The sequence below is a fragment of the Halobellus inordinatus genome, from assembly GCF_024498335.1.
GTDB classification, from domain to species: domain Archaea; phylum Halobacteriota; class Halobacteria; order Halobacteriales; family Haloferacaceae; genus Haloquadratum; species Haloquadratum inordinatus.
This window is the reverse complement of the sequence record NZ_CP101825.1, coordinates 75,048-92,830: the sequence shown is the minus strand read 5'-3', so window position 1 is coordinate 92,830 and position 17,783 is coordinate 75,048. Positions and strand designations below refer to the sequence as shown.

At 65.0% G+C, this 17,783-nt stretch carries 16 protein-coding genes; 8 read left to right on the top strand and 8 right to left on the bottom strand.

The window, feature by feature from the left end; translation table 11 throughout:
- Window positions 1–8 precede the first annotated feature (8 nt).
- On the top strand, window positions 9–1,355 hold the full coding sequence (gene gcvPA / locus NO362_RS00345; RefSeq protein WP_256545700.1) for an aminomethyl-transferring glycine dehydrogenase subunit GcvPA: 1,347 nt from the start codon (window positions 9–11) through the stop codon (window positions 1,353–1,355).
- On the top strand, window positions 1,355–2,776 hold the full coding sequence (gcvPB, locus tag NO362_RS00340; protein WP_256545699.1) for an aminomethyl-transferring glycine dehydrogenase subunit GcvPB: 1,422 nt from the start codon (window positions 1,355–1,357) through the stop codon (window positions 2,774–2,776). Before gcvPA ends, gcvPB begins: the two co-directional genes overlap by 1 nt.
- 21 nt (window positions 2,777–2,797) lie before the next feature.
- Here gcvPB and NO362_RS00335 read toward each other — a convergent pair whose 3' ends face one another.
- From NO362_RS00335 to NO362_RS00320, 4 genes are all read right to left on the bottom strand, one after another.
- Entirely contained in the window at window positions 2,798–2,965 is a 168-nt protein-coding gene (locus NO362_RS00335; protein ID WP_256289254.1) for a DUF7838 family putative zinc beta-ribbon protein, read from the bottom strand.
- A gap of 101 nt (window positions 2,966–3,066) precedes the next feature.
- Window positions 3,067–5,508 (bottom strand): DUF2309 domain-containing protein, encoded by a 2,442-nt coding sequence (locus tag NO362_RS00330; protein WP_256545698.1) that lies wholly within the window; start codon window positions 5,506–5,508, stop codon window positions 3,067–3,069.
- Window positions 5,498–6,991, bottom strand: coding sequence for a proton-conducting transporter transmembrane domain-containing protein (locus NO362_RS00325; RefSeq protein WP_256545697.1), 1,494 nt, complete (start codon window positions 6,989–6,991; stop codon window positions 5,498–5,500). Before NO362_RS00325 ends, NO362_RS00330 begins: the two co-directional genes overlap by 11 nt.
- A 366-nt stretch (window positions 6,992–7,357) precedes the next feature.
- Window positions 7,358–7,843, bottom strand: coding sequence for an Lrp/AsnC family transcriptional regulator (locus NO362_RS00320; protein ID WP_256545696.1), 486 nt, complete (start codon window positions 7,841–7,843; stop codon window positions 7,358–7,360).
- A 90-nt stretch (window positions 7,844–7,933) separates the two neighbouring features.
- On the opposite strand from NO362_RS00320, the gene NO362_RS00315 reads away from it, so the two are divergent.
- Entirely contained in the window at window positions 7,934–8,698 is a 765-nt protein-coding gene (locus NO362_RS00315) for a glucose 1-dehydrogenase (RefSeq protein ID WP_256545695.1), read from the top strand.
- A gap of 32 nt (window positions 8,699–8,730) precedes the next feature.
- Here NO362_RS00315 and NO362_RS00310 read toward each other — a convergent pair whose 3' ends face one another.
- Window positions 8,731–9,198: an acyl-CoA thioesterase gene (locus NO362_RS00310; RefSeq protein ID WP_121569817.1), complete on the bottom strand. Its 468-nt coding sequence runs from the start codon at window positions 9,196–9,198 to the stop codon at window positions 8,731–8,733.
- Window positions 9,199–9,297: 99 nt separating this feature from the next.
- Here NO362_RS00310 and NO362_RS00305 point away from each other — a divergent pair, with 99 nt between their 5' ends.
- Both NO362_RS00305 and NO362_RS00300 read left to right on the top strand, forming a co-directional pair.
- A complete protein-coding gene (locus tag NO362_RS00305) occupies window positions 9,298–9,867 on the top strand; it encodes a J domain-containing protein (protein WP_256545694.1) in 570 nt (189 codons plus the stop codon).
- 144 nt (window positions 9,868–10,011) lie between these two features.
- Window positions 10,012–11,622 (top strand): GTPBP1 family GTP-binding protein, encoded by a 1,611-nt coding sequence (locus NO362_RS00300; RefSeq protein ID WP_256545693.1) that lies wholly within the window; start codon window positions 10,012–10,014, stop codon window positions 11,620–11,622.
- A 50-nt stretch (window positions 11,623–11,672) separates the two neighbouring features.
- Here NO362_RS00300 and NO362_RS00295 read toward each other — a convergent pair whose 3' ends face one another.
- Window positions 11,673–12,368 (bottom strand): HAD family hydrolase, encoded by a 696-nt coding sequence (locus NO362_RS00295; RefSeq protein ID WP_256545692.1) that lies wholly within the window; start codon window positions 12,366–12,368, stop codon window positions 11,673–11,675.
- Window positions 12,369–12,485: 117 nt separating this feature from the next.
- On the opposite strand from NO362_RS00295, the gene NO362_RS00290 reads away from it, so the two are divergent.
- Entirely contained in the window at window positions 12,486–13,802 is a 1,317-nt protein-coding gene (locus NO362_RS00290; RefSeq protein ID WP_256545691.1) for a M48 family metallopeptidase, read from the top strand.
- A gap of 33 nt (window positions 13,803–13,835) precedes the next feature.
- On the opposite strand, the gene NO362_RS00285 is transcribed toward NO362_RS00290, so the two are convergent.
- Window positions 13,836–14,327, bottom strand: coding sequence for a double winged helix-containing putative transcriptional regulator (locus NO362_RS00285; RefSeq protein ID WP_256545690.1), 492 nt, complete (start codon window positions 14,325–14,327; stop codon window positions 13,836–13,838).
- A 21-nt stretch (window positions 14,328–14,348) separates the two neighbouring features.
- Entirely contained in the window at window positions 14,349–15,293 is a 945-nt protein-coding gene (gene mch, locus NO362_RS00280; protein ID WP_256289058.1) for a methenyltetrahydromethanopterin cyclohydrolase, read from the bottom strand.
- Between the two features lie 820 nt (window positions 15,294–16,113).
- Here mch and NO362_RS00275 point away from each other — a divergent pair.
- Together NO362_RS00275 and NO362_RS00270 are read left to right on the top strand one after the other, a co-directional pair.
- Window positions 16,114–16,398, top strand: a complete 285-nt coding sequence (locus tag NO362_RS00275) for a hypothetical protein (RefSeq protein WP_256545689.1) — start codon at window positions 16,114–16,116, stop codon at window positions 16,396–16,398.
- A gap of 276 nt (window positions 16,399–16,674) precedes the next feature.
- Window positions 16,675–17,505, top strand: a complete 831-nt coding sequence (locus tag NO362_RS00270; RefSeq protein ID WP_256545688.1) for an IS5 family transposase — start codon at window positions 16,675–16,677, stop codon at window positions 17,503–17,505.
- Window positions 17,506–17,783: the final 278 nt, after the last annotated feature.

Below are 17,783 nucleotides of genomic sequence, written 5' to 3'. Positions count from 1 at the left end.
GAACACCGATGAGCAATCACAACCGACACGAACGCGCCCAGGGAAGTCCCTACGCACCGCACACGCCCGAAGACACGGCCGCGATGCTGAACGCGATCGGCCTCGAAAGCGAGGCCGAGTTGTTCGACGTCCCGGCGGCGGTCCGCTTCGAGGACGAGCTGGGGATCGAATCGCGGAGCGAGCGCGAACTCCGCGCGGAACTGTCGTCGACGCTCGCGAAGAACGCCGATCTGACGGAGTTCCTCGGCCGCGACCACCACACCCACTACGTGCCGTCGCTGATCGACGAACTCTCCGAGCGATCGGAGTTCCTGACGTCGTACACGCAGTATCAACCCGAGATCACGCAGGGATTCCTCCAGGCGCTCTTCGAGTACCAGTCGCTCGTCGTCGAACTGACCGGCCTGCCGATCGCGAACTGTTCGATGTACGACGCCGCGACCGCGCTCGGTGAGGCCGCACGGCTCGCCGGGCGCGTCCGACAGGCGTCGGGGACGCGCGTGCTCGTCCCGGAGATCCTCCACGAGAACAAGCGCGCCGTCCTCGAAAACTACGTCGACGGCACCGACCTCACGGTCCACACGTATCCGATGGCCGACGGTACAGTCGACGTCGAGGCGCTCGCGGCGGCCGCCGACGAGGAGACGGCGATGATCTACGCGGAGAACCCGACCGTCCACGGGACGATCGAATCCCGACTCGCAGACGTTGGCGACGTCGCAGACGACGTCGAGGCGCTGTTCTGTCTCGGCTCGGACGTCGTCGCGCTCGGCCTGCTCACCGAACCGGCGAGCGTCGGTGCCGACGTCGTCGTCGGCGAGGCCGACGCGCTGGGACTGCCGACGGCCTACGGGATGGGTCTCGGTCTGTTCGCCACGCGCGAGGCGTTCCTCCGACAGGTGCCCGGCCGACTCGTCGGCGCGGGCGAGGACGCCGCGGGCAAGCGCGCGTACACGCTGACGCTGCAGACGCGCGAACAGCACATCCGCAAGGAGCGCGCGACCTCGAACATCTGTACCAATCAGGCGTGGGTGGCGCTGCGAACGGCGATGCACCTCGCGTGGCTGGGTCCCGACGGACTCGTCGACCTCGCGAGCCAGTGCGTTCGTGAGGCGCAGTCGCTCGCCGAGCGACTGAGCGAACTTCGAGGGGTCAAAGCCCCCGTCCACGACCGTCACCACTTCAGGGAGTTCCTCGTGCGGACCGATCAGCCTGCGTCCGCCATCGCGAACGACCTCGAAGCGAGCGGGTTCGCGGTCCACGTCGTCGACGACCACCGACTGCAGGTGTGCGTCACGGACGTGAACGCCGCAGCGACGGACGCCCTCGTCGCGGCGTTCGAGGAGGCGCTATAATGAATCACGATCAGGCACGCTACGGCGACGACGAACGGTACGAACCGCTGCTTTCCGAAAAGGACACGACGAGCGTCGACGTCGACGAGCAGTCGCCGCTGCCCGACGACCTGACGCGCGACAGCCTCGAACTGCCGGGCCTCTCAGAACCAGAGATCGCTCGGCACTACACGCGGCTCTCGCAGATGAACTGGAGCGTCGAGAGCGGTCCGTACCCCCTCGGGTCGTGCACGATGAAGTACAATCCATCGTTCACCGAGGACGTCGCAGCCGATCCCAACGGCGCCGTCCATCCCGATCGGTCCGAGGAGAGCCTGCAGGGGACGCTCGAAGTCCTCCACGGCCTGCAGGACTACTTAGCGCGCATCGGCGGGATGGACGCGGTGACGCTGCAGCCCCCCGCGGGCGCGGCCGGGGAGTTCACCGGCATCCTCGTCGCGAAGGCGTACCACGAGTCTCGCGGCGACGACCGTTCCGAAGTGATTGTCCCCGCGTCGGCTCACGGCACCAACTTCGCGAGCGCCGCGATGGCGGGCTACGACGTCGTCGAACTGCCCTCGGGCGAGGACGGCCGCGTCGACCTCGACGCACTGGAGGCGGCCGTCTCCGAGGACACGGCGGCGCTGATGCTCACGAACCCCAACACGGTTGGCCTGTTCGAGCGCGACATCGTTGAAATCGCCGACATCGTCCACGACGCGGGCGGTCTGCTCTACTACGACGGCGCGAATCTCAACGCGCTGCTCGGCCGCGCCCGACCGGGCGATATGGGCTTCGACGTGATGCACTACAACGTGCACAAGACGTTCGCGACGCCGCACGGTGGCGGCGGTCCCGGAGCCGGTCCGGTCGGCGTCGTCGACGACCTCGTGGAGTTCCTTCCGAGCCCGCGGGTCTGCGAAACAGAGAGCGGGTACGAACTCTGCGAACCCGAACAGACCATCGGCAAGGTCCACGGCTATCAGGGCAACTGGCTCGTGCTCGTGAAGGCCTACGCGTACATCGCGCGCCTCGGCGACGAGGGGCTCGAAGACGCCTCCGCGAAGGCGGTCCTGAACGCGAACTACCTCGCCGAACAGATCGACTACGAGATCCCCTACGAGCCGTTCCATCACGAGTTCGCCGCGACCGCGGGCGATCGGGACGCCGCCGACGTGGCAAAGCGGATGCTCGATTACGGCGTCCACCCGCCGACGACGAAGTGGCCCGAGTTCGTTCCCGAGGCGATGCTCACCGAGCCGACCGAGGCCGAGAGCCGTGCTTCGCTCGACGACCTCGCGGCCGCGTTCAACGCCGCGATGGCCGACTCGATCGAGGACGTCGAGAGTGCGCCCTCGAAGACGACGGCGCGGCGAATCGACCAGGCTGCGGCCGCGCGAAACCCGCGGCTCTCCTGGCACGCACTCGGCGACGAGGAATAGAACTCGCAGTCGGCAAGCGGCCTACGCGTCCGCTTTTGCAGTACTGATACCGTTGATCTCGATGAAGCCGTAGCCACACTCGCTGCAACGCCACTTCGTCTTCGTTCCGAGGTGCAGTTCCATCGACGCCGTCTTCCAGAACTCCGTGTTGCCACACTCGGGGCAGTCGTACTCGCGTTCGAGACTCATACCCGCGATTTTGGCGTGGTCGGTGTTGAAGATACTGATTCGGTCGATGTCGTGCGCGAGGATAAACCGATAGCCGCGATACGATTTGGCGCTGAGGCCGTTCAATCGTCTGCGACTGTGGAAGTCGCCGCCGGCTTCGGGGCTTCTGTCCGGGCCTGTTCCGTGAGCGGCGTCCAGTTGAGATCGCCCGTGTAGTGGAGCGCGCGGTGGTCCTGCGTGGGATCGACGACCGTCAGCGAGAGCCAGTCGTTATCCAGCAGGCCGGCCAGGTTTTCGTGTTCGGTTACGACGGCGGTCACGCGTTCGACGGGCGCGTGGACGACCGTCGAGAGACGGAGCGGCTGGTGGTACGGCTCGTCGTCCGCGCTCGTCAGTGACTGCAGGGGGAGACCGGTCATCAGATCGCCGCCGTTGCCCTGGTAGACGCCGATGTTACCGACGGGATTGTGTGTCACCTTCGAGCCGCTGCCGTAGACCGCGTTGTCGACCGTCGCGAAGTAGTACTGCGCGTTGATCCACTGGGTGACGACCATCGGGCCGGTCAGGATGGCTTCGAGGGCGTCGCCGTCGTCGTCGGTCCGCCAGTCGTAGGAGTGGAGGAACGAACGGCCGTCCAGGTCGAGGTCGTTGGTGAGTTCTCTGGGGCCGATGACGAACCCCGCGTTGCCGGCCAGCCCCCACTCCGGACGCGTCTCCGCCCAGTCGGCCGCGCGGCGCTCGGTCTCGCGGACCCCTGTATCGGTCTCGGCCCCCATATCGCCGGCCCGTTCGGCAGCCGCACCGGCGCGCGCGGTCGCGAGGTCGGCACGGAGCTGTTCGACGTCGTCTTCGTGCGTCTCTGGGACGCTCCCGTCGTACAGTTCCACCTCGTCGGTCGTCGTGTTGTGCTCGCCCGCGACGAAGACGGTGTCCTCGGGCACGTCGATCCCGCGCTCGCGAAGTTTCTCTCTGACCGCCTCGTCGTTACAGATGGTCGCGAGGACGCGCGCGTTCGGCCCGCCGGGGTTGCCGGCGCAGGCCCCACAGTCGAGGCTCGAACCGAACGGATTGTTCGTCGTGTGGCTGGCGTGACCCGCGAAGACGACGACGCGGGCGAACTGCTCCCAGCCCATCAACTCGAACGCCGCCGCGGCGTACTCGACTTTCTCCTCGAGGGTGAGCCCCTGCGGCAGCTCGTCGTCGGCACCCGGATGGTGATCCACCGACGGCTCACAGACCTCGTGGTCGCCCGGGAGACGCTCGTCGGTGGCGTCGACGAGGTCGTAGACGCGCGCCGGGAGGAGCGTCCGGGTGGCCAGCGCCAGTCCGTAGCCCGCTCCCGTGCTCTCGACGAAACTGAACGCCGTCGCGGCGTTCGATTTCACGCTCTTCATCGCTTTCTCCGCGGTCGTGAGCGCGGTGTTCCAGCGGTCGTACGTGCGGTGATGATTCTCGCCGCAGTCCGCCGCTGGACGATCGTCGATGTGATGCTCCGCGTCGACGATCGGCGGGCAGGCGTCCACGGTCACGTCGGAGTCGTACCCCGAATACCGCATCGGAACCCCGAAGAAGCCGGCGTAGCCGTGGGTCTCGTAGTCGCCGGTCGCCTCGATGTGCCGGCGGATGATCTCCGAGCGCGTGTCGATGCAGAAGACGAACTGGGCGTCCGGGCGGTCCGACCCTGAGTCCGCCGCGGCCGACGCGCTCGCGTCGGTGAGCGAGTCGACCAGTTCCGCGCGGTAGGTCGCCTCCCACGCGCTCAGCCAGACCTCGGGGAGTGGGACGGTGCCGCCGGCTGCTTCAACACTGTCGTCGGCGTCGCCCGGGGCTTCCTCGGGGGCGAGCGGCGCACCGAACAGGTCTGCCAGCGTCAGGCGCACTGCCAGGTACCCCGACAGCGTGATCGGATACGTCGACTGCCAGGCGTCGTTGTCGGCCGCACGCTGCTTGATGAACCCCGTCCAGCCGGGGAGCGCGGTCAACTGGAACTCGAAGATGTCCTGCCACTCGCCGACCGGATACTCAGAGAGCCGGGTCCGAATCGCGTCGACCGGCTGTTCGGGGAGGTCGGCGATGGTCTCGTTTCCGGGGACGTCGCCGTCGTGTGGCGCCACCGTCCGGAACGCGTCGTAAAATCCCTGCTCGCGGTTCGGCATCGGCCACTCGGCGCGTCCCTGATCGAGGAACGCGGACAGCCACTTCGTCAGGACCGCATCGACCTGCTCTGTGGCCGGCGACCGCGCGGCGGTCGAGTCGCTCGCGCCCCCGGCTTCGATGCGGTCGAGCGTCGCCTCGGGATCGGCGTCGTAGTCGTTGGCACTCAGTTGGTCCCGCAGGATCTCGGGGTCGATCTGGCCGCCTTCCCACGCGCGGCGGAACGTCTCGGCGCTCGGGTATCCGTCGCCGCCGAGCAGTTCCTCGGCGTCAGCGACGGCCTCGTGAAACGGCCGGTCCTCGAACCCAGAGAGCGGGTTCGCGGTCACGAACGAGTGGAGTGGCCAGACCGCGCCGACCGATTCGGCCGCTGCGTCGATGCTCTCTTCGATGGCGGATTCAGTACTCATTGTAGTCCTCCGTCGTCGTCAACAGGGTGTCCGTGGGCGGCTGCGTCGCGTTCAACAGCGCGACGTACAGGCGCTGGCTGCGGCGGTAGACGCCGGTCTCGATCGCGAGGTAGACGGCGAGGAACGCGGCGCCGACGAGTCCGTAGGCGAGCGTCAACTCCGCTGGCTGTCCGATCGCGGGGAGACCGGAGAGCAAGCCCTCGATCACGCCGTAGACCGTGGCGTAGATTGCGATCGCGGGCAACGCGACCAGCGGAACGGCGCCGTAGCGTACCAGGGTCGGAAGCGAGGTCTGCGTGACCACGTCGCGGGTGGCGTGCATCACCGTCAGGACGACGAGCCCCACGAGCAGGACGCCGCTGTCCAGTTGCGTGCCCTTTCCAGTGAGTCCGGCGAACACCGCGCCGCCCGCGAGCGCGGTGAGCACGATCACGGCGACGCCGGCGAGACCGACCGATCCCGACTGCTTTGTCTTCGTCTTCGTCGGGCTCTCGTGTGCGACCTCACCGCCCGACGAGAGGAACTGATACGCCTTGTAGAACCCGTGGAGGATGAGGTGGGTGATGGCGGCCCCGAAGAATCCCAGGCCGGCCTGCATAATCATAAAGCCCATCTGGCCGACCGTCGAGCAGCCGAGTTTGCCCTTGACGTCCGTCTGCACCGTTCTGAGAAGCTTTCCCAGGAGCGCGCTCGCCGCGCCGACGAGGACGATCGCGAGCATCACTCCCGCGTCGGCGGTCACCACCGGCGCGAAGCGAACCAGGAGCACGCCGCCGGCGTTGACGAAGCCGGCGTGCATCAGCGCCGAGGCGGGCGTCGGTCCCGTCATCGACGCGAGCAGCCACGTGTGAAACGGGACGAGCGCGGACTGGACCATCGCCGCCAGCAGGAGTGCGCCGGCGGCGAACAGCACGACCGTAGACGACGCGCCGGCGACGCTCGATGCGATCCCGGAGATCGTCGTCGCGCCCGTGTCCCACCACAGCGTCGCGAGCGCGATCGTGAGCAAGGCGCTGCTCGCGAGGAAGTACCGGCGCGCGAGTGAGGCCGCGGCCTGGGCCTGGGGCCAGCCCTCGACGTGTCCGATCAGGTCGGCCATCAGGAGCCCCATCGCGAGCCACGCGAGCCCGAACAGCGCGAGGTGGTCGGCCGCGACCAGCAGCATCACGGCCAGCGTGAAGGCGAACACGCGCCCGAAGAACCGGTCGATCGTCCGGCTCCCGGCCATATAGCGCCGCGAGTAACTGTGGACGATCCCGCTGAAGAACGTCACCGTCGCCCACATCACGGCCGTCAAGCCGTCGACAGCCACGAGACCCGCGACCTCCCAGCCTCCGCCGCCTCGGAACCGGACGGCGAGCACACCCAGGCTCACAATCCACAGGACCCACACGAGCCGCGTCAACGTCGCCGGCACGCGTGCATCGCCGTTCGTCGGCGTCGAAAGCTGTCCCACGGTCGTCGACTGCTCTTGTCCGGTCATCGTTTGGGGTGTCTGTGACCGACCACTGCGACGACGGCGTGCGTCCCACACACCGATCACAGCATTCGGTCGTTCTACCCAACTGTACGAACAGATTGGTTGTTAAATCTATCTATCTTCCCATTCTGTTCGGAAAAATAAAATTATAGAACGTGATGGTATTGTGTGCCACACAGGCTCGGATAGCGGATACGTGGCTCGCGGTACGCATCAGTAGCCAGTCGAAAGAGGTAGATCCAGCAGAACGTTCGAATACCGACGCGCAGCCTTGCACACCGAGAATGCCGGACGCTGTCCTCGTCGCGAACAGGTCGGTCGCTTACGGCATAGAGTCGGACACTTCTGTTCGGTCTGTCGGATGCTCCGCTAGTGACCGTTTTCTGCGTGCGTCTCGGGGTCGAACTTCCCGAACGGCGTGGTCTGATGACTCCGCACGAGGACTTCGTCGGCGACCGTCAGTCCCATATCGAGCAGTTGCTGTGCGACGGGCGTGATGTCGCTGTCGGACTCTCCGACGACCGTCACGAGGAGGTTCTGCTCGCCGGTGACCAACTCTTGGACCGATACGACCCCGTCGATCTCCAGGATCTCGTCGATGAGTTCGCCGCGCTCGGCGATCGAGGCGGTGCAGAACAGCAACATCCGGAGCGGGTAGCCCGACCGCTGGTAGTCCACCTCGGCGCTGTATCCCTTGACTATCCCGTCGGTTTCGAGACGCTGAATGCGCTTTCGGACCGTGCTGTCGGAGGTTCCGGTTCGCTCTGCGATGTCGCCGGACGACATATTTCGGGCGTCTTCCTGTAACGCATACAGGATAGCCTTGTCCACGTCGTCGATATCCTGATTGCCCATATCGGTACATCGGCGGCAAAGGCACTTTACCTTTGTATGATGGTGCCCCTCCGTCGCTACGCTTTTGATCGATTACTGTGACGTTTCGCTATGGGTTCGTTTACCGACGGAGTTGCGGTCGTCACCGGCGGCGGATCGGGAATCGGACGGACGACTGCGATCGAGTTCGCCGACCGCGGTGCGCGTGTCGTCGTCGCCGACGTCGACGTCGAGGGCGGCGAAGAGACGGTCTCAGAGATCGAAGAAGCCGGCGGCGAGGCGTGCTTCGTCGAGACCGACGTCACGGACACGGACGCGACCGAAGCGATGGTCGACGTCGCGGTCGACACCTACGGCCGACTCGATTACGCCTTCAACAACGCCGGAATCAGCGGCCCGAGTGCCGCCGTCACCGACCACGACCCCGAGGAGTGGCAGGGCGTCATCGACGTCAACCTCGTGGGCGTGTTCAACGGTATGAAATACGAGATCGCACAGATGCAAGAGCAGGAGACCGGTGGCGTGGTCGTGAACAACGCCTCGATCCTGGGGCACGTCGGGTTCAAGAACTCCTCGGGCTACGCCGCCGCGAAGCACGGCCTGCTCGGCCTGACGAAGACGGCCGCACTGGAGAACGGCGAGACGGGCGTCCGCGTCAACGCGGTCTGCCCCGGATTCATCGAGACGCCGCTTCTGGAAGCGGCGGGCCTCACGTCCGACCCGGATATGCGAGAGCAGATCGAACAGCTCCACCCGATGAATCGCCTCGGAACGCCTCAGGAGGTCGCGGACGCCGTGTGCTGGCTCTGTGACGACGAGGCGTCGTTCGTCACCGGCGAGGCACTCGGCGTCGACGGCGGTTATTTGGCACGGTAGTGTCGCGTCTCCTACTTTTCAGGGATCACCGACTAATCGCTCCACTGCTCTTCGATCGGCTGGGGCGTCTCCTCGCCGAGCGCGACGGCTTTGAGCGTCTCTCCCCGTTCGGTGGTGACTTCGAGATCCGGGACGGAGACGGGATTGCCGTCCTCGTCGATCGCGACGTAGACGAAGTGTGACTCCGTCGTGAGTTTACACTCACCCGACAGCGGGTCTTCACTGAAGACACGTAAGTGAATGTTCACGCTCGTCGACCCCGCCTCGTAAGCGTACGCCTCGATGAGCGCGGCGTTCCCGCGCGGAATCGGCTCGTGGAAGTCGACGCTCTCCATATGGGCTGTGACGCAGGTCTGCCCGGCGAACCGCATTGCCGACATCGCGCCGACCTCGTCCATCCACTTGACGACGTTGCCGCCGTGTGCGATCTCGTGGTTGTTCGTGTTGCTCGGCTGGACGAGGACGCGATTCTCGATGTAGGTCTCTTCGAGTGAAATCATAGTCCGCTCTTTCCCGACAGTCGTAATTGATCTGTCGTCTCGGCGAAGCCGTCACGGGGTGCCGGGACGCTTACGGTTCTCCGAGCCCTGCGTTCACGCGTGGACAGGGACGGACTCGTCATCGGCATCGCAGCGGTGTTCGCGGGGACGACGGTTCTCTTGACCGTCCTCGCGTTCGTCTATCAGCCGTTTCTGCTGCTCTTGGCGGTCCCCTTCGGTATCGCGACGTACCTCCTGTGGTACCACGCGAGCGGCCGTCTCCGCGACCGTCTCCGCCGTACTGTCGAAGCCGGACCCGGATCCGGCCCCGGACGACGAGGGCCGAACGCGGCGTCCCGTGGCCCGCGTGACTTCCAGGGTTTCGGCCCGGGGAGACGCGCAGCGGGGGCCGAGAACGGACGCCGCGCAGACGGGAACCGGCGAGCGAGCGGACGCGGCCAGCGTGCGGCTGACGGCCGTGGTCGCCGAACTGCGGGCCCCCGGCGGGATCCGAACGAACCGACGCTCGCCGAGGCCTACCGCACACTGGGTCTCGACCCCGGCGCAGACGAAGCAGACGTGCGAGCCGCTTACCGCGAGCGGGTGAAGGCCGTCCACCCCGACACCGACTCCGGCGACGAAGAGCAGTTCAAGCGCGTGAACCGCGCGTACGAGCGCCTCACGGAGTGAAAGGGCGTCTTCGCCACTCTCGCTCTCGGCCGATAAGCCACAGAGCACGCGTCCAGACTGTTACACGCCGTTCGGTACCGCTACTGTGGCACGAGAACCCACACCACGAAAAGGGTTTTAGCGGATCGTTCCCTATCCGCGGCTATGAGCGCTGATCGGGCCGTACTGGAGTCGGCCCTCGAGCGCGGCGAGGAGGAGGGCGGAAGCGTCGAGTTCAAAGAGCGACTCTCACGGGAGTTGCATCTCGCCGACGGCCGACTGGAGAGCCTCGCGGCACAACTGCGCCACCGGGTGCTCTCCGGCGACGGCACGGCGACGTACGTCGTCGGCGTCACCGACGACGGCGGCATCGCCGGCATTCCGCCCGAAGCCTTCTCCGAATCGATGGACGTCCTCTCGATCCTCGCCGAGGAGGCGGACGCCCACATCGAAGACGTCGAAACGTGGGGCGTCGGCGACGACGGCGAGCGCGGCCTCGTCGGCGTCGCGACCGTCCAGGAAGGAGCGATGCTCGACGTCGACGACGACCACATCGTCGTCGGCACTGCGGGTCACGTCGACCACGGCAAGTCGACGCTCGTGGGGTCGCTGGTCACCGGGACCGCCGACGACGGACAGGGCCAGACGCGTGGCTTCCTCGACGTCCAACCGCACGAAGTCGAGCGCGGGCTCTCGGCGGACCTCTCGTACGCCGTCTACGGCTTCACCGACGACGGCGCGGTCCATATGGACAACCCCCACCGCAAATCCGACCGCGCACGCGTGGTCGAGGAGGCCGACCGGCTCGTCTCATTCGTCGATACCGTGGGCCACGAGCCCTGGCTCCGGACGACGATCCGCGGGCTCGTCGGCCAGCGCCTCGATTACGGACTCGTCGTTGTCGCCGCCGACGACGGCCCGACGAAGACGACGCGCGAGCATCTCGGCATCCTGCTCGCGATGGAACTTCCCACCGTCGTCGCGATCACCAAAGCCGACACCGTGACCGACGACCGCTTCGAGGAGGTCGAACGCGAGGTCGAACGGATGCTCCGGGACGTCGGACGGACGCCGCTCCGGGTCGACCGACACGGCGTCGAAGCCGCCGTCGAGGAACTGAGCGACTCGGTCGTCCCGATCCTGCGAACGAGCGCGGTGACGATGGACGGCCTCGACGACCTCGACGCGATGTTCGAGCGCCTGCCGAAGACGGCGACCGACACCCGCGAGGACTTCCGGATGTACGTCGACCGGACGTACTCCGTGACCGGCGTCGGCGCGGTCGCCTCCGGGACGGTCAACTCGGGCTCCGTCGAGGTGGGCGACGAACTGCTGCTGGGGCCGATGCCGGACGGCTCCTTCCGCGAGGTCGAGGTCCGCTCGATCGAGATGCACCACCACCGCGTCGATCGGGCAAAGGCGGGCCGTATCGTCGGTATCGCGCTCAAAGGCGTCCGCGAGGAGGAGATGGAGCGCGGAATGGCGCTGCTGCCGGGCGACGCCGACCCGCCGTCGGTCCGCTCCTTCGAGGCGGAGGTGATGGTGCTGAATCATCCCACCCGCATCCGTGAGGGCTACGAGCCAGTCGTCCACCTAGAGACGGCGAGTGAGGCGGTCATCTTCCACCCCGAAGGCGGTCAACTCCTCCCAGGCGATACGGGAACGGCGACGGTCGAGTTCAAGTTCCGCCCCTACCTGGTCGAGGAAGGCCAGCGGTTCGTGTTCCGCGAGGGACAGTCGAAGGGCGTCGGCACCGTCGTCGACGTCGGTGAGTAGCCCAGACGCTTTCAAGGTCCAGTTTTCTGCCGTTTCGGTCACGCTTCGCCTCAGACGCGCTCCATCCAGGGCAGCGCACGTAGCTCCGGGAGCGAGTGGATCACGTGGTCAGCGGTCTCGCCGTCGGTCGCGACTGTCTCGTTCCCGTCCGACACGAGGAGTACCGACGTCAGCCCCGCCGCGTTCGCACCAGCCACATCCGAGGCGACCGAATCCCCGACGTGAATTGTTTCTTCGGGGGAGACACCGAGGTCGTCGAGTGCGCGAGAGAACGGTTCTGGTGCGGGCTTCGCGGGCGTGTCGTGGCCGGCGAAGACGACGGTGTCGGCGCGAGTTGCGACACCGGCGGATTCGAGTTTCTGTCGCTGCGCGTCTCGCGAGCCGTTGGTCACGATCCCGATCGAGTACTGCTCGCTGAACTGATCCAAGACGCGGCGTGCGCCCGCGAGATACTCGACGTTCCGATGGTCTCGGGCCGCGGCGTACGCGTCCGCGACTCGTCGGCCGAGCCCCGGATCGTGGCCGCGCTCCGAACAGAGCGCCGCGAAGCACTCCCGACGGAGTTCTGCCATCGAGTCAGTGCATTCGGCAAACTCGTCGAAGCGATCGTAGTAGGTCTCGATCGGAAAGAGCTGACCAGTCCCGACGGACTCGAACGCTTCCTGGAGGAGGACGTCAGGCGGACGACAGTAGCGAACGAGTGTGCCGTCGAGATCGAAGAGAACGGCCGATACCGGATCGGACATCGAGTAGAGGTCACCGCAGAGAATAAAGAGTGTTCGGCCGTCAGCCACGTTCGGCGCGGTCGATATCGAGTGGGGACTCCCGCGAGGTTGAAGTCCCACGACGCCCCAGGCATTCGTATGGTCTCGCTATCCGCGCTCGCACTCGTCGCCCTGCTCGGCGGCGTCCAGGTGCTCGAGACGGTCCTCGACTATCTCAATCTCCGTCACGGCGCGGCGGCCGTCCGCGACGCCGTCGAGTGGGTTCGCTCGGCGCTCGACGTCGACGAGCCCGAGGAGATGCTGGCCTACCAGCGCTCGAAGACGATCCTCTCGCAGATCCAGTCGTGGCTGGGCGTCCTCGTCGTGCTCGCTGTCGTCGTTTCCGGGCTCTACGGCGACGTCGCCGCGGCGCTGAGTCGAACCGGTCTCCCGAGCGTCGCCCAGGGCGTGCTGCTCCTCGCCGGGGCAATCGTCGCCGGCCGACTCTTGTCCGCGCCGTTCGACGCCTACGAGACGTTCGTCGTCGAGGAGCGCTTCGACTTCAACAACCAGACGCCGGCGCTGTGGCTTCGCGATCTGGTCGTTGGGACGGTCGTCGCGCTCGTCCTCGGCGGCCTCGTCGGCGGCGCGATTCTGCTCGCGGTCGACGCGCTCCCGACGCTGTGGCCCGTCGTCGGTTGGGGACTGGTCGTCGGCTTCTCGCTGCTGTTTATGATCGTCTACCCGCGCGTGATCGCGCCGCTTTTCAACGACTTCGAGCCGATCGAAGACGGCGACCTCCGCGACGCCGTCGAGAGCGTCTTCGAACGCGCCGGCTTCGAGTGTGAGCAGGTCTACGAGATGGACGCGAGTCGCCGATCTTCGCACTCGAACGCGTACTTCGTCGGGTTCGGGCGCGCAAAGCGCGTCGTCCTCTTCGACACGCTCGTCGATCAGATGGACCGCGAGGCGATCCAGGCGGTGCTCGCACACGAACTCGCCCACTGGAAGAAAGCCCACATCTGGAAGCAACTGGCAGCCTCCGCCGTGCAGATGGCGGTTGTCTTCGCGTTCCTCTGGTGGGTGACGACCTCCCAGTGGGTGTACGCCGCGTTCGCGCTCCCACAGGAGACCTACGCCGCGCTCGGGATTGGGCTGCTGTACGCCGGCCCCGTGTTGTCGCTGACCGCGCCGCTCACGAATCAGCTCTCACTGGCACACGAGCGCGAGGCCGACGACTTCGCCGCGGAGACGATGGGCGGGGCTGCGTCGATGACGCGCGCGCTGCGCACGCTCGCGGGCGAGAATTTGAGTAATCCCTTCCCGCACCCGGCGTACGCTGCATTCCACCTCACGCACCCGCCGATTCCCGAGCGCATCCGTCGGCTCCGGGAACGGTACGGGACAGAGAACGAGGACGCAGACCGCGTCGCGGGCGGCGATTCCGACGCGGGCGTGCCGCCGTCTGCGACGTAGACGGCGAACGGCATCGCCTACTGGCGCTCTGAGTTATTCTTGTGCGCGCACGTAACCACCGTCGCGTTCGGCGGTGAGATCCAACAGCACGGCCCACCCCAGAATCCGTTCGACGCGCTCGCGCCAGACGTCGCGCCAGTCCTCGGCCGCGCGGTGGGTCTCCCAGACGGGCACGCGGTCTTCGAATTCATCGAAGACCGTCTCGATCGACCGGGGCTCGTCCGTATCGAGCGACGCCAGGACTTCTCGCGCGCCGTACACGCGCTCTCGAAACGCCGTTCTGAGGTGGTCGGGCGTCGGCTCGGTCGACTCCCGGACGAAGCCCGAGGACGTCTCCGAGGCTAATTCGAGCGCGCGCAGGAACGTGAGCCACGTGCGCGCGACGTCGCGAGTGGGGAAGTCGAGGCGGCGCATCAGTCGGGCACAGCAGTCGTCTTCGGAGCCGGGGACGAGCGGGACGGCGCGCTGGGCGTCCGCGACGCGGTCGAGCGATTCGGGTGGGTCCGGCAGGAGCTTGAATCTCATACGCGTACTCAGTTCACGCCTTCAGGTTCGGTAGCCGAACGACTCCGCGAGCAGTTCTTCGTCGGTTTCGCCGAGAACGTACGTCGGTCCGTCAACGACGTCGATCGTGACCTTCGCGGGCGCGAAGACGGTCTCCGGGACGTCGTAGAAGTCCCAGTCGGCGGCCGCGAAGATCTCCTCGAAGGGCGTGCCGTACTCCTCGCGAGCGCTGGAGGGCACTCGGTCGAACTCGTCGAAGTCCTCGGCGACGGTGAGGTGGACCTCGCCGCCGTACGCCAGCGCGTCGTTCGTCCGCGCCATCGCGACACTCTCGTCGTAGCTCACCGGCGCGAGCGGTGCCGAGCCGAACGCGGACTGGACGTTGCGGACGTCGTAGCCGAGCTCGAAGAGACGGAAGATCGCGAGTTCGGCGGCGCGCGCGGCTCCGGTGACGCTTCCGACGGTTGAGCCGGACGCGTACGTGGGGAGGAAGACGCCGCTCGGTTCGACGCCGGCGGTCTCGGCGACGTGCTCGGCGATACGGTCGCTCGGGAGGTCGATGCTCTCGACCGAGAGGACTGTCAGGTCGAACTCGTCGAAGTAGTCCAGCGCGTGGAACTCGTCTTCTTCGGCGACGAGCGCACGGGCTGGCCCCGACCCGAGGCCGTCGAACGCCGGATCGTCGAACGTGAGTTCCCAGCCTGCTTTCTGCGAGCAGAGCAGTGACAGAGCGGGGTGGTCGGTCTGGAGTTCGACGTACGGCGTCGTCGCGCCCGCGACGTCGTCCATCCGCGTCTGGACGGTTGAGAGCCCAGCGGTCTGGATCTCTGCGAGCAACATTCCGGCTTCGACGCCCGCCTGGGAGTCGACGCCGAAGTCCAGTACTGTCGCGCCCGACTCCAATTCGTGCGGCACGACGCGGAGTTCCTCCGCGAAGTCGATGGCCTCGTCGACGAGTTCGATGGCCATCCGATTGATGGAATCCATATCTCCGCGTTGGTCGTCGTGGGGTAAAGACATTGGTTGTCGCCCAATTGGAGTCGAGACATTCTTGAAATTGCCTCCAGAAAATCAATATCTCTCATAATCGGCCTTAACGGCCGCAAGAGTACCGAACAAGGTATTTCAGATCGAATCTAGGACAATAATGAACGAGCGGGCATCCAGCGAAGACGGGACCCTCGGCGTCAAATACAGCGATAGACGTCAGAAAGAACGTCAGCAAGTGACGGCCAAAGGCTGCAATCGAGGCCACAAAAGCGCTCATAATCGGCGCAGTCACGCGGTTTTAGTCGTCGAATCCGGGCAAGAATTGGGCTATATCGACGAGACACACGACTACCCCTGTAGATTTGTAAGACGAACCTGCTCGCGGACGCAACCTCGCCAGAAGAGCGATCGAAGCCTGCTTCAGGCCAGATCCGGTCTCACTCCTCAGGCCAAATTTGCCCTGTGCATTCAGTCACGGATCTCCATCGCGAAGAGCCACAGTCTCATTACGACCCCGAAACCACGATCAGACGCTTCCTTGCGGGGATACACGCCGATTATGAATATTGAGGTGGCTTGGTGACCGTTGTGCTGAGACGGAAACCACCCCTCAGCCTAGTCAACAAACACCACCTAGAAAGCCGGATCCGAGTACTAGTGGCTTTGTTGAAACCCTCAGCGACTGATAGGACGGACGTGTAAGATACAGAGGATGAGTCTGGCACTAGTCAGAGATCGGATCCACTCTGTACCGTTTGAAGCGTCTCATTACTGCTGAGTAGGAACTTTGAGGGAGGTGACAGGAGAGTAGAGAGGTATGAGTCCAACCGTTCACGAGGTTCGGAATGCGATTCGAGTGGCGACGAGTCGATTCGAACGGGAGTTCGGGGCATCGTTCACGAAGGAAGAGTTGCAGGCAATCTGTGAGGCACTCGAGGTCGATGTCGATGGGGGAGGGAGGCCATCGACAACGCGGATGCGCCGACTAATCCGGGCACAGGTGGGCATTGCAGAGTCGCCGGAGGCGGCAGATGACTCCTCGTTCCGGAAGGCCGAACTTCAAGCGATTGCTGATGGGGTCGGAGCGTCGTCCGAGCCGTAGTCGCCAGTCTCTCGATCAGTTTGCCTGCTGTGAGTCTCGATCCGAAACTCTTGGATGAGGACGAATTTTCCGGCGGGTTCGCGCTGTGTAGTCAGCACGACCACCGAAATATATCACCGACCAAGGGTTTCAATAGAGCCGTACTAGTGCAACCTCTCTACGCACTGGATGGGCACCGTCGTATCGGATCCCTCTCCCGGGCTGTGTTGAATCACTAGACGGCGTCGGGATGGGTCACTAAATCAAAGGAGTTGAAGCGGAGAGATTCGGTTGTCCATGACACAAATCTCCCGCTTCACTGGTGAGATTGTGCCGATTGCTCAAGTTGTTACCGGTGATGGAGACGAATCCGCCGCCCCGGAAGGTGGCGGCGGATTCGCCGATTATGCCCTCGTTTCCCTCCATTGTCTGCGGATTTACCTCAACACGTCCTACCGAATGACGATTGACCTGCTGAAGGAGATGCCGCAAATAACTGGGGAGATCGGCCTCAGCGCGGCCGATCTCCCCTCGCCATCCACGTTGTGTAAAGCGTTCGACCGGATCAGTATGAGTGTCTGCCGAGTGCTGCTGCGCCAGTCGGCGCAGCTGCACGACCCCTCGAAACACGGTGCAATCGATGCTACATTCTACGAACGCTCGGCTGCGAGCCGCCACTATTGCCAGCGAACGAGTTACCGCGTGCAGAAGCTTAAGATCACGAAACTCGTCGATACAGACTCTCAAGCCATCCTTGACGTTCACTGCTCAACGAACCGTGAAGGTAGCGACGCGGATCTCGCCGAGCAGATCGCCCGCCGAAATGCGGGCGATCTGCGGTCTCTTGCCGCCGACAAGGGATACGACAAGAAATCGCTCCGCGAATCCCTTCGTGACCTCGGGATTCGCCCGCTCATCAAACATCGCATCTTCGCACCCTATGATCACGCGCACAACGCCAGAATCGACGAACAGCGCTACAATCAGCGCTCAATGACCGAGACCGTGAACTCGGCTGTCAAGCGCTCGCTCGGCTTCGCCGTGCGAGCGCGTTCGTGGTTCCGTGAGTTCCGAGAAATCGCTCTGATGTGTGTCGTCTATAACATCAAGCGAGCTGTAAAACAGTGAATTCCATCGCAGTATGGCGATTCAACACAGCCCTCTCCCAGGTCACTATGGACACAGATCATCTTGCGGTCGTATGTGGAAGATCAAGCGCAATTACGCGACGCTCCTCGTATGACACAGGCTCATCGACTGCATATCGCAGGAGGGAACCGGTGAATTCCAGTTCGAGACCATTGATCTGAACTGATCCTCGGCTGACTCCTGGATTAGTGCAACGCCAATGGGTCGCTCGTGGCGTTCTTCGAGATTCCGGTTGGTTAGGTTACAGCTATAGTAGC

Excerpts from the sequence above, each read along its gene's own strand:
- NO362_RS00270 (WP_256545688.1), top strand. The coding sequence starts at position 16,675 with ATGACACAAATCTCCCGCTTCACTGGTGAGATTGTGCCGATTGCTCAA.
- NO362_RS00300 (WP_256545693.1), top strand. The coding sequence starts at position 10,012 with ATGAGCGCTGATCGGGCCGTACTGGAGTCGGCCCTCGAGCGCGGCGAG.
- NO362_RS00330 (WP_256545698.1), bottom strand. The coding sequence starts at position 5,508 with ATGAGTACTGAATCCGCCATCGAAGAGAGCATCGACGCAGCGGCCGAA.
- NO362_RS00320 (WP_256545696.1), bottom strand. The coding sequence starts at position 7,843 with ATGGGCAATCAGGATATCGACGACGTGGACAAGGCTATCCTGTATGCG.
- NO362_RS00275 (WP_256545689.1), top strand. The coding sequence starts at position 16,114 with ATGAGTCCAACCGTTCACGAGGTTCGGAATGCGATTCGAGTGGCGACG.
- NO362_RS00285 (WP_256545690.1), bottom strand. The coding sequence starts at position 14,327 with ATGAGATTCAAGCTCCTGCCGGACCCACCCGAATCGCTCGACCGCGTC.
- NO362_RS00310 (WP_121569817.1), bottom strand. The coding sequence starts at position 9,198 with ATGATTTCACTCGAAGAGACCTACATCGAGAATCGCGTCCTCGTCCAG.
- NO362_RS00325 (WP_256545697.1), bottom strand. The coding sequence starts at position 6,991 with ATGACCGGACAAGAGCAGTCGACGACCGTGGGACAGCTTTCGACGCCG.
- gcvPB (WP_256545699.1), top strand. The coding sequence starts at position 1,355 with ATGAATCACGATCAGGCACGCTACGGCGACGACGAACGGTACGAACCG.
- mch (WP_256289058.1), bottom strand. The coding sequence starts at position 15,293 with ATGGATTCCATCAATCGGATGGCCATCGAACTCGTCGACGAGGCCATC.
- gcvPA (WP_256545700.1), top strand. The coding sequence starts at position 9 with ATGAGCAATCACAACCGACACGAACGCGCCCAGGGAAGTCCCTACGCA.
- NO362_RS00290 (WP_256545691.1), top strand. The coding sequence starts at position 12,486 with ATGGTCTCGCTATCCGCGCTCGCACTCGTCGCCCTGCTCGGCGGCGTC.
- NO362_RS00315 (WP_256545695.1), top strand. The coding sequence starts at position 7,934 with ATGGGTTCGTTTACCGACGGAGTTGCGGTCGTCACCGGCGGCGGATCG.
- NO362_RS00335 (WP_256289254.1), bottom strand. The coding sequence starts at position 2,965 with ATGAGTCTCGAACGCGAGTACGACTGCCCCGAGTGTGGCAACACGGAG.
- NO362_RS00295 (WP_256545692.1), bottom strand. The coding sequence starts at position 12,368 with ATGTCCGATCCGGTATCGGCCGTTCTCTTCGATCTCGACGGCACACTC.